Annotated in this window: 19 protein-coding genes; 8 read left to right on the top strand and 11 right to left on the bottom strand. The window is 40.8% G+C overall.

The window, feature by feature from the left end; genetic code table 11:
* The first annotated feature begins 57 nt into the window (after nt 1-57).
* The 4 genes from R2S10_RS13475 to R2S10_RS13460 all read left to right on the top strand — a co-directional run bounded on the left by R2S10_RS13475 (nt 58) and on the right by R2S10_RS13460 (nt 5,020).
* Nucleotides 58-1,272 (top strand): hypothetical protein, encoded by a 1,215-nt coding sequence (locus tag R2S10_RS13475; protein WP_316840944.1) that lies wholly within the window; start codon nt 58-60, stop codon nt 1,270-1,272.
* Nucleotides 1,273-1,301: 29 nt separating this feature from the next.
* The gene (locus tag R2S10_RS13470; RefSeq protein WP_316840943.1) at nt 1,302-3,668 is read left to right on the top strand and encodes a S9 family peptidase; all 2,367 of its coding nucleotides are present in this window, start codon (nt 1,302-1,304) and stop codon (nt 3,666-3,668) included.
* 145 nt (nt 3,669-3,813) lie between these two features.
* Nucleotides 3,814-4,359 carry a peroxiredoxin gene (locus R2S10_RS13465; RefSeq protein WP_062546387.1) on the top strand — a complete coding sequence of 182 codons (546 nt, stop codon included), beginning with the start codon at nt 3,814-3,816 and terminating at the stop codon, nt 4,357-4,359.
* A 76-nt stretch (nt 4,360-4,435) separates the two neighbouring features.
* On the top strand, nt 4,436-5,020 hold the full coding sequence (locus R2S10_RS13460; protein WP_316840942.1) for a carboxymuconolactone decarboxylase family protein: 585 nt from the start codon (nt 4,436-4,438) through the stop codon (nt 5,018-5,020).
* A 312-nt stretch (nt 5,021-5,332) separates the two neighbouring features.
* Here R2S10_RS13460 and R2S10_RS13455 read toward each other — a convergent pair whose 3' ends face one another.
* The 5 genes from R2S10_RS13455 to R2S10_RS13435 form a co-directional block, all read right to left on the bottom strand.
* Entirely contained in the window at nt 5,333-7,924 is a 2,592-nt protein-coding gene (locus tag R2S10_RS13455; RefSeq protein ID WP_316840941.1) for a phosphoenolpyruvate carboxylase, read from the bottom strand.
* Nucleotides 7,925-8,162: 238 nt separating this feature from the next.
* Nucleotides 8,163-9,710, bottom strand: a complete 1,548-nt coding sequence (locus tag R2S10_RS13450; protein ID WP_316840940.1) for a DHA2 family efflux MFS transporter permease subunit — start codon at nt 9,708-9,710, stop codon at nt 8,163-8,165.
* A 4-nt stretch (nt 9,711-9,714) separates the two neighbouring features.
* A complete protein-coding gene (locus R2S10_RS13445; RefSeq protein ID WP_316840939.1) occupies nt 9,715-10,758 on the bottom strand; it encodes an HlyD family secretion protein in 1,044 nt (347 codons plus the stop codon).
* Nucleotides 10,759-10,779: 21 nt separating this feature from the next.
* On the bottom strand, nt 10,780-12,093 hold the full coding sequence (locus R2S10_RS13440; RefSeq protein ID WP_316840938.1) for a TolC family protein: 1,314 nt from the start codon (nt 12,091-12,093) through the stop codon (nt 10,780-10,782).
* Complete coding sequence (locus R2S10_RS13435) at nt 12,083-12,757, bottom strand: TetR/AcrR family transcriptional regulator (protein ID WP_316840937.1); 675 nt, start codon at nt 12,755-12,757, stop codon at nt 12,083-12,085. The genes R2S10_RS13440 and R2S10_RS13435 overlap by 11 nt, the downstream gene beginning before the upstream one ends.
* Before the next feature lie 133 nt (nt 12,758-12,890).
* Here R2S10_RS13435 and R2S10_RS13430 point away from each other — a divergent pair, with 133 nt between their 5' ends.
* Both R2S10_RS13430 and R2S10_RS13425 read left to right on the top strand, forming a co-directional pair.
* On the top strand, nt 12,891-13,073 hold the full coding sequence (locus tag R2S10_RS13430) for a hypothetical protein (protein ID WP_316840936.1): 183 nt from the start codon (nt 12,891-12,893) through the stop codon (nt 13,071-13,073).
* A gap of 24 nt (nt 13,074-13,097) precedes the next feature.
* Nucleotides 13,098-13,652, top strand: coding sequence for a DUF2911 domain-containing protein (locus R2S10_RS13425; protein WP_316840935.1), 555 nt, complete (start codon nt 13,098-13,100; stop codon nt 13,650-13,652).
* Between the two features lie 133 nt (nt 13,653-13,785).
* Here the strand turns inward: R2S10_RS13425 and R2S10_RS13420 are convergent, their stop codons facing one another.
* The 6 genes from R2S10_RS13420 to R2S10_RS13395 all read right to left on the bottom strand — a co-directional run bounded on the left by R2S10_RS13420 (nt 13,786) and on the right by R2S10_RS13395 (nt 17,591).
* Nucleotides 13,786-14,271 (bottom strand): hypothetical protein, encoded by a 486-nt coding sequence (locus R2S10_RS13420; RefSeq protein ID WP_316840934.1) that lies wholly within the window; start codon nt 14,269-14,271, stop codon nt 13,786-13,788.
* Nucleotides 14,268-14,849 carry a sigma-70 family RNA polymerase sigma factor gene (locus tag R2S10_RS13415; protein WP_316840933.1) on the bottom strand — a complete coding sequence of 194 codons (582 nt, stop codon included), beginning with the start codon at nt 14,847-14,849 and terminating at the stop codon, nt 14,268-14,270. The genes R2S10_RS13420 and R2S10_RS13415 overlap by 4 nt, the downstream gene beginning before the upstream one ends.
* Before the next feature lie 64 nt (nt 14,850-14,913).
* Nucleotides 14,914-15,270 carry a DUF6249 domain-containing protein gene (locus R2S10_RS13410; RefSeq protein WP_316840932.1) on the bottom strand — a complete coding sequence of 119 codons (357 nt, stop codon included), beginning with the start codon at nt 15,268-15,270 and terminating at the stop codon, nt 14,914-14,916.
* Nucleotides 15,271-15,464: 194 nt separating this feature from the next.
* The gene (locus R2S10_RS13405) at nt 15,465-15,890 is read right to left on the bottom strand and encodes a hotdog fold thioesterase (RefSeq protein ID WP_316840931.1); all 426 of its coding nucleotides are present in this window, start codon (nt 15,888-15,890) and stop codon (nt 15,465-15,467) included.
* Entirely contained in the window at nt 15,890-16,396 is a 507-nt protein-coding gene (locus R2S10_RS13400; protein WP_316840930.1) for a DinB family protein, read from the bottom strand. The genes R2S10_RS13405 and R2S10_RS13400 overlap by 1 nt, the downstream gene beginning before the upstream one ends.
* The gene (locus R2S10_RS13395) at nt 16,374-17,591 is read right to left on the bottom strand and encodes a HAMP domain-containing sensor histidine kinase (protein WP_316840929.1); all 1,218 of its coding nucleotides are present in this window, start codon (nt 17,589-17,591) and stop codon (nt 16,374-16,376) included. Before R2S10_RS13395 ends, R2S10_RS13400 begins: the two co-directional genes overlap by 23 nt.
* Nucleotides 17,592-17,679: 88 nt before the next feature.
* On the opposite strand from R2S10_RS13395, the gene gltX reads away from it, so the two are divergent.
* Both gltX and R2S10_RS13385 read left to right on the top strand, forming a co-directional pair.
* Complete coding sequence (gene gltX / locus R2S10_RS13390; protein ID WP_316841105.1) at nt 17,680-19,188, top strand: glutamate--tRNA ligase; 1,509 nt, start codon at nt 17,680-17,682, stop codon at nt 19,186-19,188.
* Between the two features lie 72 nt (nt 19,189-19,260).
* Nucleotides 19,261-20,097 carry a neutral zinc metallopeptidase gene (locus R2S10_RS13385; RefSeq protein WP_316840928.1) on the top strand — a complete coding sequence of 279 codons (837 nt, stop codon included), beginning with the start codon at nt 19,261-19,263 and terminating at the stop codon, nt 20,095-20,097.
* Nucleotides 20,098-20,165: the final 68 nt, after the last annotated feature.

Genomic DNA, 20,165 nt, shown 5'->3' with positions numbered 1-20,165 from the left:
TTGACGGGCTAAGGGGCGTAGAAACGCACTGTAAATAAACACGATAGAAGGATAAGGATGAAAAAAGGATTACTGGTTATTTTTGCAATCATTTTAGGCTATGTTGCGGGCTACAGTCAGACGCTCAAAACAGGCGTACTGGTGATCGGTAATGGGAGCAATGCACTTGGTGCTGGATTCCAGTCGGCCAATTCTGGTGTAAAAACGACCTTGATCATGGAAACTGAAGATTTTGATCTCCGTTTACCTGAAGGGAAGCAGCAGCGCATGGCTTCTGGGTTGGAATTACGCATTTTGAACCGCATAAGGGTAAACAGAGGGATTAAAGATAGCAGTAATGTGGAACTGGATCAGAAGAGTGTAAATGCGCTGATAAAAGTCTGGGCAGATAGCAACAAAAATTTAACGATCATTAGAAAGTCGGTATGGTCAAAATTGAAAAGATCCGGACGGGGCTGGACGCTTCAGTTAAATAACGGACAAAGCCTAAAAGCTGAAATGCTGGTCTATGCTGCTGCTCCGGAAAAGCTCAATGAGCCCTTGTTATCGAATAAAATGGAGGTAACCCAATGGAAAACGTTGGATTACAATAACCTCATTTATAGAACCAGCGTAGCTTCGAGTCTTGGAATGAATCAATCTAGTGCTAATTTTATCTCTTTATATGACCTATTGATTCCTGCTGAGTCTTCTCTGGTTTGGCTGAATCCGAAGCAGGAAAGTATTGCCGCTGGGCAGGCAGCAGGAGCAACCGCAGCATATCCTGTGTTCTTTAAACTGAAAGGCGGTAGTCCAAATTTAAAAGTGATTCAGGGTGAACTGATCAACCACCGCCTTTCCGTAATGCCATTCAACGATATTATGGTTACCGACAGCAGTTGGAAGGCTGTTCAATTTATTGGACTATCTGGTTTTCTCAAAGGGAGGCTTAGTAAGGGGGAACTGAGCTTTGATCCTGAACAAAAGGTGAGTACATCTGAAATTAAAGCGCCCATAAAAGAATTTTATTATAAAGCGCAGATCTGGTTTGACGATTATACAGCTCCTGAAATGACCATTGGGGCTACGTTGGATCTGGTTTGTAAGGTCGGAAATAAGGCTCCAGTGACCACCTTAGCAGAAGTAAAGAAAAGGTGGAAAACCCAATACCGGTTAAATACAGAGTTTGATTCTGAACGGAGCATCTCCCGAAGGGAATTCGCGATTTTGTTGCAGGAATATCTAAACCCTTTTAATGTAAATATTGACCCAACAGGGCGGGTGATTAGGTAATACCCCTCTGAACTACGAAAACAAACAAAATGAAAATATTATTTACCCTATTGTTACTTGCAGGTACTGTTGCTCAGGCACAACAAATTCCGACACTCAGTGTTGAAAAGATCATGCGCGATCAGAAATGGATCGGTGTGGCACCCACAAATTTTCGCTGGGCATCGGATAGTAAAACCTTGTTTTTTGACTGGAATCCTGAAAATAAAGAGAAATCCGAAGGTTATAAGGTGCATACAGCTTCTTTGAAAAGAGAAAGAGCTGAGGAGAAAATGAAAACTGCAGCTATAGGTGTAGATTATGTTTATTCAAATGATGGTTCATTAGGTGTCGTTGAAAAAGCAGGAGATATTTACTTATATCATCCAAAAACAAAGCTAGAGCAACGATTGACGCATACAATGGAAAGGGAAAGCAATCCTCGCTTTCTAAAAGACGGAGGACTAGTTTTTCAGCGTGGGGACAACCTGTACGTACTCAACCTGAAAAGTAATGAAACCCGCCAGCTGACGAATTTTATAAGAGGAAAAGCAAGTAATGGCCTGGATAAGAATAAGCCTTCTGTCCAGAATACCTGGTTAAAAGAGGACCAGACTGATCTTTTTGACATCATTAAGAAGAGAAATAAAGACTTAAAAACAACAAGCGGAAGATCTGGGAATGCCATTTCCGAAAAACCGGAGAAAGCACTAAGACCCATTTATCTGGAGGAAAAATTTCTGAGTAGTTTAACCTTAAGCCCAGATGCGAGGTATGTGAGTTATAAGCTGATCAGCCCAGCGGTTGGGGGGGTAAATACGATTGTTCCTAACTATATCACCGCTTCCGGATATACGGAAGATATCGCTGGGAGGACTAAGGTAGGAGAGCCCTTGCCAACGTATCGAAACTTTATTTATGATCAGCAACGCGATACAGTCTATCAGGTACATACAGCGCAAATTCCAGGGGTAAAGGACCTCCCGGACTATTTGAAGGACTACCCGAAGCAATTGGCCGAGCGTAAAAAGAAAAACGAAGACCGTCAGTTAAACCTGGACGGACCCTATTGGAATGAAGCTGGAACAGCCGCGGTCATGATCGCCGATGCGCTGGATAATAAGGACCTTTGGATCCTTAAACTGGACGCATCCACAGGAGACTTGAGCATTATCGACCGCCAAAGAGATGAAGCCTGGATTGGTGGTCCTGGAATTGGGAGGGGAAATATCGGATGGCTGGATCAAAACCGTTTCTATTTTCAAAGTGAAGCCAGCGGATACAGTCATTTGTACCTGGCAAACATCAGTACCGGTGCGAAGAAACAACTCACTTCTGGCAATTGGGAGGTACAAAAATTGCAGCTTTCTAAGGATAAGAAAACATTCTATATCAGTGCAAATAAAGACCATCCAGGAATCACTCATTTTTATAAATTGGACGTAAATGGCGGCCCATTGCTGCAATTAACTAGTATGAAAGGTGGAAATGAGGTAACGCTGTCTCCAGATGAAAAATGGCTTGCCATCAATCATTCTTATATGAATAAACCATGGGAGCTGTACATTCAGGCCAATAAACCGGGCGCTAAGGCTATTCAGGTGACCAATTCCAGTTCTGAAGAATTTAAAGCTTATCCATGGAGGGAGCCAGATCTGGTTTCATTTAAAAATCGTTACGGCGATGCAGTTTATGCAAGGGTTTATCCAACTAAAAACCCCCACCCAAATCGCCCCGCAGTTGTTTTTGTTCATGGCGCAGGCTATTTACAAAATGTGCATTATTGGTGGAGTCAGTATTCCAGGGAGTATATGTTCAACAATATGCTGGCAGATAATGGCTATACAGTAATCGATATTGATTATACGGCAAGTTCAGGTTATGGAAGGAATCATCGTACTGGTATCTACAGACACATGGGCGGAAAGGATTTAACCGATCAAGTAGATGGTGTGAAAATGCTGGTGGAGAAATACAATGTAAATCCAAAACATGTGGGGCTATATGGAGGCTCTTACGGCGGTTTTATCACTTTAATGGGCTTATTTAATGAATCGGATGTTTTTAGTAGTGGCGCAGCGCTAAGGTCGGTTACCGATTGGGCACATTACAACCATGGCTATACTTCCAATATTTTAAATGAGCCTTTTAATGATGAATTGGCCTACAAACGTAGCTCTCCAATCTATTTTGCCAAGGGTTTGAAGGGTGATTTGCTGATGTGTCATGGAATGGTAGACGTAAATGTACAGTTTCAAGACATTGTTAGACTGTCTCAGCGCCTGATAGAACTGGGAAAAGACAACTGGGAGCTTGCCGTTTATCCCGTTGAAGATCACGGTTTTGTGGAGCCTTCCAGCTGGACAGATGAGTATAAAAGGATCTTCAAACTGTTTGAAACGACACTGAAAAAGTAAATAGAGAAAAACTAATGTTTAAGAATTGTGTATAGATTTTGTCTATATGTGTATCAGTATTAAGTATCTGTTATCTCTTCAATTTGGTTGCATTTCAGGGGATATAGCCTTACCTTTGTATCACGAAATTTAAAAACAAAAAATTATGATTAATATAGGTCAACAATTCCCATCATTCTCAAAAACTGCTGTAGTTAGTATCGAAAAAGGTAAAGAATTCGAAACAATTACTTCAGATTCTTTAATCAACGAAAACAACCAGTGGACTTGTATGTTCTGGTGGCCAAAAGATTTTACTTTTGTTTGCCCAACAGAAATTGCTGAATTTAACAATAACTTCAATGAATTCCGTGACCGTGATACTACCTTAATCGGCGCATCTACAGATTCAGAATTCGTTCACGCTGCATGGAGAACTCACCACGATGATTTACGTGATTTGAAATTCCCAATGTTAGCAGATACTTCTAAATCTTTAGCTGAGGCTTTAGATATTTTAGAGCCAAACGAAAAAATCGCTTACCGTGCTACTTTCATCATCGATCCTCAAGGTATCGTTCGTTGGGCAAGTGTAAATGATTTAAGTGTTGGTCGTAACGTTAAAGAAGTGATCAGAGTACTAGATGCTTTGCAAACTGACGAGCTTTGCCCATGTAACTGGGAAAAAGGTCAAGAGACTTTAACTGTATAATTTTACTGTTTAATCCTAAGAATCCCTGTAAAATGCATTTTTGCAGGGATTTCTTTTACCCAAAAATTTATTTATCATGACAGCAGCAACAGAAACTATTCAAGAATTATTAGTCCTAGTAGGTCTTGAGCCAGATTTTAGAAATGAAAGTCTGACGCTTTTAGAAAAAGGCAATTCAAGATACGTACGTGATTTAAAATTAAACTTAAGCAGCACCTTTACCTCGAGTCACCTGAGTGATAAAGAATGTGCATTGATCGCATTGAGCATCGCTGTAAATAATAACAATAAAGTATTGACTGATTTCTTTGAGAAATTAGCAATCACAAAAGAAGCAACGGCAGAAGAAATTGCTGAAGCAGTAGGTTGTGCATCTTTATTGGCCTTAAATAACGTGTTTTACCGTTTCCGTCACTTTACAGGAAAAGAAAAATATACTCAAATTCCTGCACGTGTACGCATGCAAATTATGAGCAGCCCGGTTACTGGTAAAGAGTTTTTTGAGTTGATGAGTATTGCCGTTTCTGCCGTTAATGGCTGTGAAATGTGTGTGAATGCACACGAGCACTCGATTCTTGCTTTAGGCGCTACAGAAGAAAGAGTATTTGATGCGGTACGTATCGCTTCAATTGTTACTTCTGCAGGCAAAGTAATTTACTAATCTTTTTGTGCTTTGCAGCGTAGAAATTACACTGTAAGAACTCTTAAAAAAGAAGCTTGACTATTCATCGGCTGAAAACTTTTCGCTTAACAGTACAACGTTTTTTAGGCCCTTTCATAGCAAAGCTTCTTTTTTTTTGAAATTAAGGATGGGAAAGATTTAGATAGGCGTTACACAGTAAGGCAATCAAATAAATACCGGAGTGTATAGCAGAATTTATAAAAGGAGAACTAATGCTTTGAAGGCATTCGAATCTTTGCTGAAATGCAAAGATTCGAGAATGAAAAGTATAGTGCCCCTTTTTAACAGGAATTAAGCGAGGTTTCTTCCAGCGTTTACGATACCATAAACGGTTCTGATGGCCAGCTTTTCTAGAGATTGCTGTTCTTCATCAGTAGAGTTGTCATTTTGAAGTTGTTCCAAAGCATAATGCTGGATCAATACCAAAGGCAATACAATCTTTTCTCTAACGGAAATAGAGTGCTTCTCTACCGGGTAATTCTCCATCAAGCTCTCATGTCCGGATAGTTTCAATAATAGCTCCTTAGATAGCTCAAACTCGTTGTAAAGCGTATTCCAGAATGCGCCATATTCTTTATCATTGGCAAAATGCGCCGTTATAGCAAAATCGGTCTTGCTCATAGACATCATGCAATTGTCTACAATGGTTTTAAAGTAACCGGATTCCTGATAGGTTTTAACTACTTTATCCCAGTTTCCAAGCTCCGATTGGCTCTTTAACGCGGTTCCAATGCCATAAAATCCTGGAATATTTTGCTTCAACTGGCTCCATGCCGTTACAAAACTAATTGCTCTGAGGTCTTCCAGTTTTAATGCACCTCCAGAATTTCTCTTTACGGGCCTGCTGCTGATGGTAATCTTAGACAACAAAGTTAGCGGAGAGAATTTCTCCAGGTAACTCAGGAATAATGGGTGTTTACGTAAGGCAACAAAGGCATCAAAGCTTTCTGTAGCCATTTCATCCAGGAGATTTTTATGTAGTGGATCCAACAGGATATTGTGTTTTTCCTTCATTCCGGCAGAGATACCTGCATTGATCAGTTGCTCCATATTAAACTCAGCACTGTCAATCGAACCGTACTGAGAGCTGATACTTTGCCCTTGAACGGTCAGTTGAATGTTTTTATTGGCAATTTCTTTCCCCATAGAGGCATAGAAGCGGTGTGTTTTACCACCACCTCTGGACGGAGGTCCGCCTCTGCCATCAAAAAAGGCCAGTTGTATGTTATGTTTATCTGCGGTTGCAGTAAGAGCTACTTTCGCATTGAAAATAGACCAATTGGCCATTAAATAACCACCGTCTTTTGTACTGTCGGAGAAGCCCAGCATGATGTGCTGTTTGCCACCTCTGTTTTGTAAATGCTTTTTATAGAAAGGATGGTTATACAACGTTTTCATAATTTCTGCTGCATCTGCAAGGTCGTGTACAGTTTCGAAAAGTGGAACGAAATCTATCGTCAGCTCATCTTCTGTCCAACCATTGTAAAGGAACAGCTCAATCAGTTGTAACACATCACTTGCCTGCTGACAATTACTGATAATGAATCTGTGACAAGCCAAGGCGCCATTGATTTGCTGGATTTGCTTAATTTCAGCGATGGTTTGCAGGGTGTCTTCTATTAAAGAATCCGATGTTTCGGTATAGTTGACTTTCGCACTTTTAAAGATCATTGCCTTGATCTTACCCTGTTCATTTAAATCTTCGTAACTTTTTGGGTATAAAGTGGTTAGTGGTTTGCTTTGACGGCAGTAACTATGCACATCACGCAATACCCTACTGTCTTGTCGAATGTCTAAAGAGGCAAAATGACTGCCATACAGTTCGATTTTACGGATCAGATCCGAAACCAAATCGGCAAAAAGACCGTCATGGTCTTCTAAAAGCGTAGTTTTAATCATATCAAGCCTTTCAATCAGGCTTGCCGAAATGTCTTCTGTTGCGATATTTGGATTAAATGCCTGTTCGTACAAGGTTTCTTGTACCAGGGCAATGTTCTCTTCCACACCTCTAAAGGTAATGCGGCGTTTTAAACTTCTAAAATCCCTATAATAGCATCTGTAAAGGATCTGGCGTAGCATTTTAGATACCTGAATGGTAGAGTCGGTATGTACATTTGGATTCCCGTCACGATCGCCACCAGGCCAGAAGCCTAGTTCAATGATCTTTTTGGATTCCAGGTTATAGTCATTTAAGCTTTTATCAATCTCTGATTGGATATTGGCAGCAGCGAAATAAAATACGTTTTCAAGGTACCAAGCCAGACTCAAAGCTTCGTCTACCGGAGTAGGGGACTGCTTATTGAAGAATGGCGTTTTACCCAACTGCTGTAGCAATTGATTAATGGTAGAAATGTCATTCGTTTTAATCGCGGTGGTAAGGTCGGTAATAATGGAAAGCACACTTCCAGGATAAAACTGGGTAGGGTGGGCGGTAAGGACTAATCTCAGGGAAAAATCTTCAATTAGTTTCTCAATTTTTTCGGTTAAGGCTGGGTTGTCGACGCCCTTCTTTAGATAAACGAGTAAAGCACTGTGTTCTTCATCTGCATTTAGTTTATTGAAGGAGGCATCTTCAACAGCATCAAACAATACAACCTGACGTTCGATGTATTGAATGAAGCGGAAAAGTAGGTCGATAATGTCTTTCTTAGAATTATTTTGGGTGTACTTTTCAAAAAATGCATTAATGATTCCTGCTGGCGTTTCGTGGTTCTTGACACCATCTTCGCAATACTTAATGAAGAGCGGAAGTAAAGTTCCGGTGTCTTTTACTCGGTAGAAGGGAAGGGTTAGGAAAAGGCTGTTGTAAAGTTCAAATCTGGAGACAACCTCATTGTTGAATACGGACTCTCTCTGGCCTTTCGCGCGTTGTTTCTGCATCATCTTTATGGTTCATTTTTTCGCGCTTAAGCTACCAAAAATGATTTGTAAAAATGAGGAATGCCAGGAAATTAATTTAATTGCGGTTTTCGTCAGATTTTATTAACTTAGATTCATAGAGGTTATTCAAATCCTTTTAAAGAATTGCTGATTTTGGGCGTATGCGCCTGATTGAAGCTGAATTAATTGTTAATTTTTTGGGGTTAAACAGCCGTTAAGATTATCTTAACGGCTGTTTTTTTTAATGTAAATCTGCCGGAATGGCAACATTCTTTTTGAATTTCTGGAGATATAGTAAAGGAATTGAACATAAAAGAACTAATCCTGCTACCCAGTAGGCATCGCTATAAGTCAGCAACAAACTTTGTTTCGTTACAGTACCTTCAATCGCTTTTAAAGCCAGTGATTTTGCATCCAGATAATTGTAGCCTTTCGACATAAAATTCTGAATGAAACCATTGAATCTGTCTACAAATGCAGGGTTATGCTCATTCACATTAACCAGCAAATTGCTGCGGTGGAAGCCCTGGCGCACGTGAATCAATGTGGTTAAAGCCGCAATCCCGAAAGATCCGCCCAATTGTCTCATCATATTGTTGAGCCCTGATCCTTGTCCGATTTCAGCCCCTTTAAGGTCCTGAATGGCCAATGTAGTAAGCGGCACAAATAATAAGGCCATGCCCACACCTCTGATCATCAGGGGAAGGAAGAAATCGCTCGTTCCTGATTGCAAGGTTGAATTGCTCAACATCGTACAGAAAACAAAGAAAAGAAACATTCCAATAGTCGCCATAAACTGGGCAGGTATGTTTTTCTTGAGCATGATCCCGATAAAAGGCATCATCACAATGGTACATAGTCCACCGGGGAATAGCAATTCACCAGTTTGTAGCGGGGAGAATCCCAATAAATTCTGACAAAATATCGGGAATACAAACACCGAGCCGTATAATCCGAAACCTAAAATAAAGGAGGTAAACATACCTACAGAGAAACTGCGGTGCCTCATGATTTTAAAGTTCACAATCGGATGATCTGTGCTTAATTCCCTCCAGATGAAGAGTAATAATCCTAAAACGGAAGCTACAGCTAATACGATAATGTATGGTGTTGCGAACCAATCTTCGCTTTCTCCTTTTTCCAGTAAAGTCTGTAAACTACCTACGGCAATCACCAGTAAGAGCATTCCCCACCAGTCTACGGGCATACCTTTTCCGTCTTTTGGCGTTTCCCTCACAAAGGTGTAGGTGCAATAGGCCGCCAGAATCCCGACGGGAATATTCACGTAAAAGATCAATGGCCAGGAACTGATTTCCAGTAAATAACCACCGATTGTTGGACCTACAGTGGGGCCTACTACAGCCCCCAGTCCAAATAGAGCCGTTGCAATACCGATATCTTCCCTGGGCCAGGTTTCGATTAGGATGGCTTGTGCAGTAGAAATCAAACCACCACCTGCAAGTCCCTGAAGGATACGGAAGGCGATGAGTTCTTCCAGATTAGTTGCATTTCCACAAAGGAAGGAAGCGAGGGTAAATAGTACTATAGAAAAAAGGAAATAATTTTTACGTCCGAAACGACTACCCAGCCATCCGGACATGGGCAATACGATGACATTTGCCACCGCATAACCGGTGGATAACCAAGCGACATCCTCTAAGGTTGCGCCCAGGTTACCCTGTATCTGAGGGATGGCCACATTCACAATGGTTGTATCAATCAGCTCCAATAAAGAGGCTGTGATTACCGTAAACGTGATCACCCACTTTTTTAAACCTTTCTCGGCCATCTTGTTAGTCTTTTATAGAAACGGAAACTTTTACACTCATTCCCGGACGAAGTTTTGCCAGAATTTCTTTAGGAGCGTTGGTAATCTTAATCTTTACCGGAATACGCTGTACTACTTTTACGAAATTTCCTGTCGCATTATCAGGAGGAAGAAGGGAGCCTTTAGCACCAGTAATTGGCGCGAAATTGTATACTTCACCTTCTACTTCTGCATTTGGATAAGCATCCACCATCACTTTCACTTTTAAGCCTGGTTTGATCTCTTCTAACTGAGTTTCTTTGAAGTTTGCTGTTACATAAATGCTATTGTCGTTCACGATAGAAAACAAAGATTGTCCCGCTTGAACCAATTGACCCTTCTGAACATTCTTTTTAGAAACGATTCCCGTTGCAGGTGCTTTGATCTCGGTATAAGACAGCTGTAGTTTCGCGAAATCTACATCCGATTGACGTTGTGTTACCCCATTATGACTGACTGCCAATTGGGATTGCGTAGTCCCTACTTGTTTTACCGCTGCGGCATATTGGTCATTGGCGGCAGCAAAAGCGGCTTCCGCTGATTCTTTCTGCGCTTTTGCCTGATCAAATTGTTGTTGCGTAATTGAACCATCTTTTACCAGATTAGCATAACGTGCATAATCTTTTTGTGCTAATGATAATTTCACCCTTGCGGCTTCAATATTTGCCTTTGCGGTGCTGGTATTTGCTGCAGTAGCGGCAATCTGAGATTCAGAAACGCCTACACCTGCACTAGCGCCCAACTGACCTGCCTGCGCTTGTTCCAACTTTACTTTATAGTCGCTATCATCAAGCTTCACCAAAACATCACCTTCTTTTACATGGGTGTTTTCCTCAAAATTGATGTCTTTCACGTAACCACCTACTCGTGCTACTACCGGACTGATATCGCCATCAATCTGCGCATCATCGGTATCTACGTGTTTACTGTAATAGATGAACTCTTTTACTCCGAATATCCCACCTAGGATGATCAATACTGCCAATATGATCGGGATTACTATATTCTTTTTTTTCTTTTCAGTTTCCATTGGTACTTGTATAAAAGGTTTTTATTGGGAGATTTTCCCTGTTGATTTTAGTAAGGTATAATAGGCTAGTCCGGCATCTGCCTTCGCCAATTCAAGATTGATCTTTGCCTGGTATAAAAGGGTTTCTGCATCAATTCTATCAATGGCAGAAGCGACATTGTTTTTATATTTTGAAGCCAGTAACTTATCGTTTTCAGTCGCTTGTGCAATGGATGTTTCCAATACTTTAATCTTGTTGACCGATAGCTGGTAGTTTTGATAGCTTCTATTGACCTCTGTTTTTATCTGATCAGAAAACACATCTTTTTGAAGCTCGATATCCTTCTGCTGAATTCTAGCATCGGTTACTTTGTGCTTATTTGTCCAAAGTGTGCCGATATTCCAGGAAACATTGGCGCCTAATGTCATCGGTACTAAAAACTGGTGACTTGGCGGGATAAAGGATCCACTTGGATTGATATAATACAAATCGGCGCCAATGCCTACTGTAGGGAGCGTATTGGCTTTTACAGATTTAATATTTACATCGGCCACTTTATTCCTGATGTCAAACTGTCTCAGCTCCTGTCGATTTGCAAAAGCAGCATTCATATAGTTGCCCAAAGAAGGAAGGACCTGTAAGCCGTCATTAGGGTCGACCGGCAATAGCTCGGTGTCTTCATTGACCCCTAGCAATACGTCTAGGTTGTAGTTTAAAATTTTTCGGTTGTTTTCAATTTCCATCTCCGTTAAAGAGACGTTGGCTTGTTGCAACTGGAACCTCAGTACATCATTTTTGGTAACGATACCTTGGCTAAAAAACCTTTCTGCTTGTTTCAGCTGGCCAGCAATGGACTCTAGATTTTGCGCAACCACCTTTTTGCTTTGGATGATTTTGTAAAGTGAAAAATAAGTGTTGATCACAGCATAGCTGATCTCCTCCTTATCCTTATCTGCATCTAATCTGGCCACTTCTGTCAAAAGACGAGTGGATTCTTCCGCATACCTTAGCTTACCACCGGCATAAATTAGCTCCTTCACACTAGCTGTTCCTACAAAAGCATCTGCACGTTTTGGGAGGTTGATGGGATCACCCCCGCCAATGATCAGCTGGTTTGTAGGGATTTCTGCATGGTTATACAGAAAAGAAGTCTGTGCAGTGGGCAGTTTTGCGTCTTTGGCAATGCTTAGTTGGTTGATGGCAGCATCAATCTTGTTTTGCGAACGTTTGAGATTTTTGCTGTTTTCAATGCCGAGCTGTATGGCCTCCGATAAGCTCAGGTTTTTGGTGTTTTGCGCGTAAAGCATTCCGGGCAGGAGCAATGCGATGACGCTGAACTTGATTCTATTTATCATTATTTGGAGTTAAATACACGGTGAGGACGTCTGTTAGATGAGCAATCAGACGGTCGGTAATCACGGCTTTATCTTCCTCGTTGTTGATGTCGAGGGTCGTACCATAGGTGATTTTTGCAGGGGAGATGGCTACATTACTGATTGTACCCATCACGGTTGCGATGAGCATTCGGACATCTACAGGGCGGAAACTACCTTCGCTGATGCCGTCAGCAATGATTTGCTCAATCACAACCAGATTGTTGGCCATTGAGTTCTTTACTTTTAAAAACATTTCCGGGCGTTGTGATAGCGTAAGCTCCCGGTGCATCATTTTATGCAACCCAGGATTACATAAAATCCTTTTGGCATAATTTTCAATTACTTTTAGTAATTTTTCCATGCCAGAGAGTTTATCTTGACTGATGCTGAGGAGTTGTTCATTGAACCCAAAAATCCTTTTGGACATGATTTCCATAAAAACGCCTTCTTTGGATCCAAAATAATAGTTGATCATGGACATATTAGCCCCTGATTCTTTTGCAATTTGGCGGGTAGAAGTACCCTCGTAACCCAACTCTGTAAACAATCGCTCCGCGGCTTCCAGAATGTTCGCCTTTTTATCTGCTTTTTCCATTTCTAAATTTGACGCATCAAAATTAATCAATCGATTGAATAGTTTCATTGCCAACGTATAACATCAATCTTAATTGACAAAGACCTGACAATGTTTAGCTGGATATGAGGTTGATACTTGTGCTAATAGGGCTTCCTATTTTGAAATAAATCAATATCTTTGAGGCCTAAGTATATTAAAAATGACTAACGAAGAAAATAACAACAGTTTTGATTGGGTATATTATGTATTAGGCCTGTTTTTTGGGACTTTAACTGCAGCAATAATTTCAGGTGGATTCTTATGGTCTGTTTTAGGTGGAATTATCGGTTTCATTTTAGCAGCAATGTTCCTAAACGGGTTGGTTAAAGGCCGCGAATATTAATACATCAAACACGCTTTATTTCCTATGAAAAGATTCAGCTTAATCGCAATGTTAGCGCTCTATGCTACATTTTCTCAAGCACAGGAATACAAACTTCCAGCATTGGATCCTAGTCCGGCGGATATTCTTTACTATCCATTAAATGTGGCTAAAGCTAAAGATGACGCTAGTCCGGTGGTAAAAGTGGTTTATTCCAGACCCGGCAAAAAGGGACGTGATATTTTTGGTGTTCTGGAACAGTTCGGTAAGGTTTGGCGATTGGGAGCCAATGAAGCTACAGAGATCAAGTTTTTTAAGAACGTGATGATTGGGGGTAAGAAAATAAAAGCAGGATCTTATAGTCTGTTTGCTATTCCTGAAAAGGACAAATGGCTGATGATCCTAAACAAGCAAACCGATAGATGGGGTGCATATACGTATAACGAAGCGCAAGATGTAGTTCGGGTAGTAGTGCCGGTTCAAATGATGGAAAAACCGGTTGAGACTTTATCTATGACATTTAATCCGCAACCGCAAGGTGCAAACCTGATCATTGCCTGGGATAAAACGGTTGTTGAATTGCCGATTACGTTCAAATAAAGCAAAAGATATATATAAGAATGCCAGATCATTATTTGATCGGGCATTTTTCATTTAAAGCCTTTTTTGCTGTAGTATTTGGCCTTTTAAATTGAAAATCTGCCGCGTTGCAATAAAGGCTAATTGTTTACCATTAAGTTCGTTTTCTTCTTAGAAGACTGTCTAAATAGGCAAAAGCCAATAGCATATCTACAAACAGGAAGACCTTGATAAAGGTTGGTGTAATGTATTTACTAAAATCTAATGAACTTGCTGCCGAAAAGTTAGCCAATTTAATAGACTGAAAAGTAACATCGCTGTTGGCTACAATATAACCCACAATAGCTAATATGGTACAGATAAAAAAGGCCGAAATGCTATAAATGATCCGTTTATCCACTTTTGTCTTTAGTGATACCGGAGCGATTTCCAACTTTACATGCTCCATCACATTTCTCGTAAATGACATCGAGGGTTCTTCCAGATCCATCCCCGCCATTTGGGCATTGATATCCAAGAATTCCTCATACAAGGAACGATAAATCGGATCTGACGCAATTTTGGCCTCCACAGTCAATCGCTGCGCAGCGCTGCTATTGCCATCAATATAATCCCAGATTTCTTCTTCTATAGTGATCATAATAACTCCTTTACTTCGTCTTTTAACAAATATTGTAATTTCTCTTTTAGTCTGATTCTTGCACGGTGTAATTTTACTTTCACCGTATTACTTTCCATATATAGCGCCTTACCAATCTCCTCCAGACTCTGTTCTCCCTGATAAAATAGTGTGATGATGCTGGCATCATCCGGAGATAATAACGCAATGGCTTGGTTTAGATAAACATAACCAGATCTTTTTTCTACCAGATCCGCATTGAAATCAGAGCTGTGATTTTCAAGTTGAAGGATACTACCTTCGTCATCGATGGATTGTATATCTAGTCGCTTTTTACGCAAATGGCTCATGGACGTGGTATAGGCGATAGAGTATAGCCAGGTAGAGAACTTTGCTGTCTGTTTATAGGTACCAAGGGCTTTGTACGCTTTAATGAAACAATCCTGAGCAATCTCTTCTGCATCTTCCCTGCTTTTGGAAAACCGCATGGCCAATGTAAATACAAAGCGCTGATGACGTTTTACCAGTTCGGAATAAACCGAGGTATTACCCGACAGGACTTCAGTAATTAAATCGATATCCGATTGCTTATGCTGCATATATTTTCGTAGACGCGCGTCTTTTTTAGTTCTAGTGGTTTAGGGGTTGATGAGGTGGTAAGGCTTAGTTTAAGCCTTTTTGCTTGTCCAACCAATTTTTCTCCATCGCATAAGAAGCAATCAGTCCAAATCCTCCAAAAATACTCAGGCAACCAAAATAAAGTGCAACAGCTTCTTCCTCGCTAACTCCTGTTACCCTAACCGTAAACAGTGCAATCAATAAGCCTAGGCCCAATCCAACTAATAATAAGCCGAATTTTAAACTTATGAATGGCCTCGGTGCAGTTGCTTTTGCAATTCCTGGATCTATACCGCGTTCAATCATTGCCATTTTTTCTTTGTTAGACATGTACCTCAAGCCAAACACCAAGGCTGTAGTGCAAATGAAGAGTGTGATAGGTACTAAAATTTCTGGTCCCATTTTATTCAAATTTAATTGTTAAGAATCTGTTTTGTTGAACTCATGTTCTGTAAGCTATGACCACATGAAAATGAAACAGGTTACAGCAGAAATGAAAAAAACAAATTATATTAAAAGGGTCTTTAAGAAGAAGAAGCCTTGAGGAGAGATGTTGGAAAGAATGAAGATAAAATAAAGCCGGAAAATTTCCGGCTTTATACTTGTGGTTTGGCGATAATGGCGACTGTTAAACGGCTAATGCAGTTCATCTTCCCCTTATCATTATACATTTTGATTTCCCATACATGGGTCTTAGCGCCGATGTGTAAGGGCTTACAAATTCCCGTTACCAGTCCGCTTTTAACAGGTCTTAAGTGGTTGGCATTGATTTCGAGGCCTACAGCCATATGTTTTTCTGGATCAATGCACATATAAGATGCAATGCTACCCAGAGTTTCGGCAAGCACCACAGAAGCACCGCCATGCAAAATACCTGCAGGTTGATGCGTCCGCTCATCTACGGGCATGGTTGCTGTTAAAAAGTCGGGGCCAATTTCCGTAAACTGAATGTCTAGTAAACCTCCCAAATGGTTTTTAGGGCGATCATTTAACGCCGATACGGTAAACGCTGTGAACCACATTATAAATACCTTTCTTCAATTACACTAATATGATGTACCAAATGACCTGCAATCACAAATAATAGAGCCCTAACGCTAATCTGACGTTCAGAAGCAGTGCCGCTACGGTCTAATTCATGTTCATTTAAAGACTTAAATAAGAATAGATTGGCCCTCCTCAATAATGCAAATTCTTCTGAAAAACTCAATAGACTGCGATCTGAGAAATGGGCATTGGCCACATAATCATCTTCTTCAAAGCCAGGTAAAGCATGCTGTTCTGCGCGGGCAAAACAAGTTAGGCGATACACAAGGATTCGTTCCGTATCTATGATATGTCCAGCCATTTCTTTGATCGTCCATTTCCCTGGGGCATAAGCATAATCCGCTTTTTCTATCAGGTTATTCAGATAATCTGGAAAATCAGTAGCCTGTTTTTCCAATATTTCCAGGATGTCATCACCCGAAACTTTGCTAATGTAAGTCTCCGCCCAGGCGGGATACTCATGTATTTGAGGTCGGTTCATAAGTTATACTGCTTTTTAAAATGATACGGAAAGTAGTCCCTTTTTCCAGTTCTGATTCTTTTACAAAAATTTGTCCGTTATGATAGTTCTCTATAATTCTTTTAGTGAGGGACAATCCAAGGCCCCAACCGCGTTTTCGGGTGGTATAACCAGGTTGGAAAACCGCGTCGAACTTCGATCTGGCAATGCCTCTTCCGGTATCCGTTACGTCGATAAATACCTCTTCTTTTGTTAGATTCTCAATGATGTCTATCGTGATGGTTCCCTCATTCTCAATGGCATTTGCCGCATTTTTCAATAGGTTTTCAATCACCCAGTCAAAAAGAGGGACATTCAGTAAGGCCCGAACCTGCTCATCACCGGTAATCTTAAAAATGATTTTATCTGAAGTACGTAGTTTAAAGTATTCTACAAAATTATGGATCACTGTGTAGACCACATGGTCCTCTACAATAGGTTTTGATCCGATTTTAGAAAAGCGATCGGTGATGACTTCCAGCCTCTTGATGTCATTTTCCATCTCAGCAATTAATGGGTCATCCTCTGCATTGAATCGGGATTTCATCAACTCTACCCAAGCCATAAGCGAAGATATTGGGGTACCCAACTGGTGAGCAGTTTCTTTAGCCATCCCTACCCATACTTGGTCCTGTTCTGCTTTTCTGGCCGAGCTAAAGGCGACATAAGCGGTGAGGAGGAATAATCCGATTACTGCCAACTGGATATAAGGGAAATAACGGAGTTGCGTTAAAGTGGGAGAGTCTTTGTAATAAATGTACCATCTCGTTTCGTCAAGGCCGATAATAGGCGTTGGCGGATGCTGCTTTTTCATGATATTCAGCTCCCTGAGAAAATAAGCGGGATCATAAGTCAGCCCGTCTATCTTTTGCAAATCGTAATTGGTTTTTGTAGAATCCAGGCCATTATATGAAAGGATTGTCCCTTCAGCATTGATGATCATAATCGGTAATTTGGTATTTGTGCGGATGATGTCAATCAGATCAGTAGTATTCTCATCGTCATACATCGCAAGTGCCTTCTCGGTCACCTTTACATAGAGTTGAAACTGCATTCTCTCCTCACGCTCCATCTTTTTTACGAAGAAATCGCTATACAATACAGAGGCAGTACCAATCACGATGGCAAAAAACAGTAAGAAGAACTTCCAGCGGCGCTTTTTTTCGTAAGGATTCATAGTTATCCGGGCAAATTACAAAATAGCATTCAAAGATTGATGAATAGAAAGGTAACGCGGTAAAAAATATATCTTTGTAATTCGTATGATGGAAAAGAAAGTAAGAGTAAGATTTGCCCCTAGCCCAACAGGCGGGTTGCATCTTGGTGGTGTACGCACCGCTTTGTTTAATTATTTGTTTGCTAAGAAACATAACGGAACCTTCATCCTTAGGGTAGAAGACACCGATCAGACCCGCTTTGTAGAAGGTGCAGAAGCTTATATCGCTTCCTGCCTGGAATGGTGCGGCATGAAGCCGGATGAAAGTCCTGAAGTTGGCGGCCCATTTGCGCCATATCGCCAAAGCGAACGTAAGTCTACTTACAAACAATATGCAGATCAGCTGATTGCTGATGGTTATGCTTACTATGCTTTCGACACCCCGGAAGAACTAGATGCGAAACGTAAGGAAATTCCTAATTTCACTTATGGGCTATCTACTCGTGGTGACATGAGAAACTCGTTAACCTTATCGGATACAGAGGTAAATGCACTTTTGGCAGCAAATACAGCTCATGTAGTCCGTATCAAAATGCCTGCGGATGAAACCGTTTCTTTTACTGATTTAATCAGAGGTCATGTGAGTTTTGACACGAACCTGGTAGACGACAAGGTGTTATTAAAAGCGGACGGAATGCCTACTTATCATCTAGCAGTAGTAGCGGATGATAAAGCAATGGAAATTAGTCATATTTTTAGAGGCGAAGAATGGTTGCCTTCCGCGCCGATTCATATTTTACTTTGGAGATATCTGGGTTGGGGTGATGAAATGCCACAATGGGTACATTTACCATTAATTCTGAAACCAGATGGCAATGGAAAGTTGAGCAAACGTGATGGAGATCGCTTAGGCTTCCCTGTTTACGCGCAAAACTGGACAGATCCTAAAACCGGAGACCTTACTCAGGGATTCAAAGAACTAGGCTTTATGCCGGAAGCTTTTGTGAATCTTTTGGCAATGTTAGGCTGGAATGACGGAACAGAACAAGAGATTTTCTCTATGGATGAGCTGATTGAGAAGTTTTCTATTGAACGCATCAGTAAAGCCGGCGCAAAGTTTGACTTTGAAAAAGCCAAATGGTATAACCACGAATGGATCAAAAATAGTACGGCAGAAATGCTGATCCCAACCATTAAACAAGCTTTTGCAGTAAATGGAACGGAGATCGATGATAATGCTTATTTATTAAAAGTAATTGACCTGATTAAAGATCGTTGTAACCTGTTGACTGATTTTGTTCCTCAAAGTGTTTACTTTTTTGTAGCACCTGTTGAATTTGATCTTCCAGCAGTGAAACCAAAGTGGTCTGAAGAGAAAGCTGCTTTTTTCAATGCTTATGCGGCAGTAATTACCGATGGATTAACAGTGGCTGAATTAGAGGAAAAGTTCAAAGAACTGGCTGCAACGCATAGTTTTAAACCTGGTGAGCTGATGTTACCTTTCCGCATTATGTTGGTAGGTGGTAAATTTGGCCCGGGTGTCTTTGACATCGCAATAGCTCTAGGCGCGACAGAAACTATCCAAAGGATACAACATGCTTTAACTGCTTTTGCATAAAAATAAACTTTTCGTTTAAATTGGTATAACAATTGTCCCAGATTTTTGTAAACCAATTTAAACGGAATTTATATGCAATGGTTCGGTAAAGGAAGTGGAAATATTGAAGACAGACGGGGAATGAGTGGTGGCGCTATCGGTGGTGGCGTAGGAATCATAGTGGTGATCCTCGGATTGCTCTTCGGACAAGATCTAACAGGTCTGGTGAGTCAGCTGCCCATCAGCGAAATGACCCAGAGAACACCGAAAACAGGTGAGCCTACAGATAAAGAAGCCAAATTTGTAGATGGCGTGCTCGAATCTACCAATCTGGTGTGGGAACAGCAATTCCAGGAAATGGGAAAAAGCTATGAGGAACCCAATCTTGTATTATTTACCAATAGTGTTCAATCAGCTTGTGGGAATGCAAGTGCCGCAGTAGGACCGTTTTACTGCCCTGGTGATCATAAAGTATATATAGACCTGAGTTTCTATCAGGAGTTACAAAACCGTTTTGGTGCAGGGGGAGACTTTGCACAGGCTTATGTGATTGCCCATGAAGTGGGGCATCATGTTCAAAACCTTCTGGGGATCTCAGAAAAAGTTCAACGTGCTAGGGCGCAGCTCAGCGAAAAAGAATACAACAGACTTTCCGTGAAACTCGAATTGCAAGCAGATTTCTTCGCAGGCCTATGGGCTAATCATGCAAAAAATTTAAAAGATTTCAAATTAGAGGAAGGTGATCTTGAAGAAGCAATTACCGCTGCAAATGCTATTGGAGATGATAAATTGCAGAAACAGGCTCAAGGAGAAGTGGTGCCGGATGCCTTTACCCACGGGACCTCAGCCCAAAGAATGTACTGGTTTAAAAAAGGTTTTGATACTGGTGATATCCGTCAAGGAGATACATTTAACTCTGCACAACTCTAAGGCCTCCTGCAAGTTTTTTGATATAAAGCGTGTCTAAACATGTTTTATTCTTATAACTTACATAACTT

It is taken from the genome of Pedobacter gandavensis (assembly GCF_032678745.1).
GTDB lineage: Bacteria > Bacteroidota > Bacteroidia > Sphingobacteriales > Sphingobacteriaceae > Pedobacter > Pedobacter gandavensis_C.
Note: the sequence above shows the minus strand (reverse complement) of the source record. Positions and strands in the feature narration are given on the sequence as shown.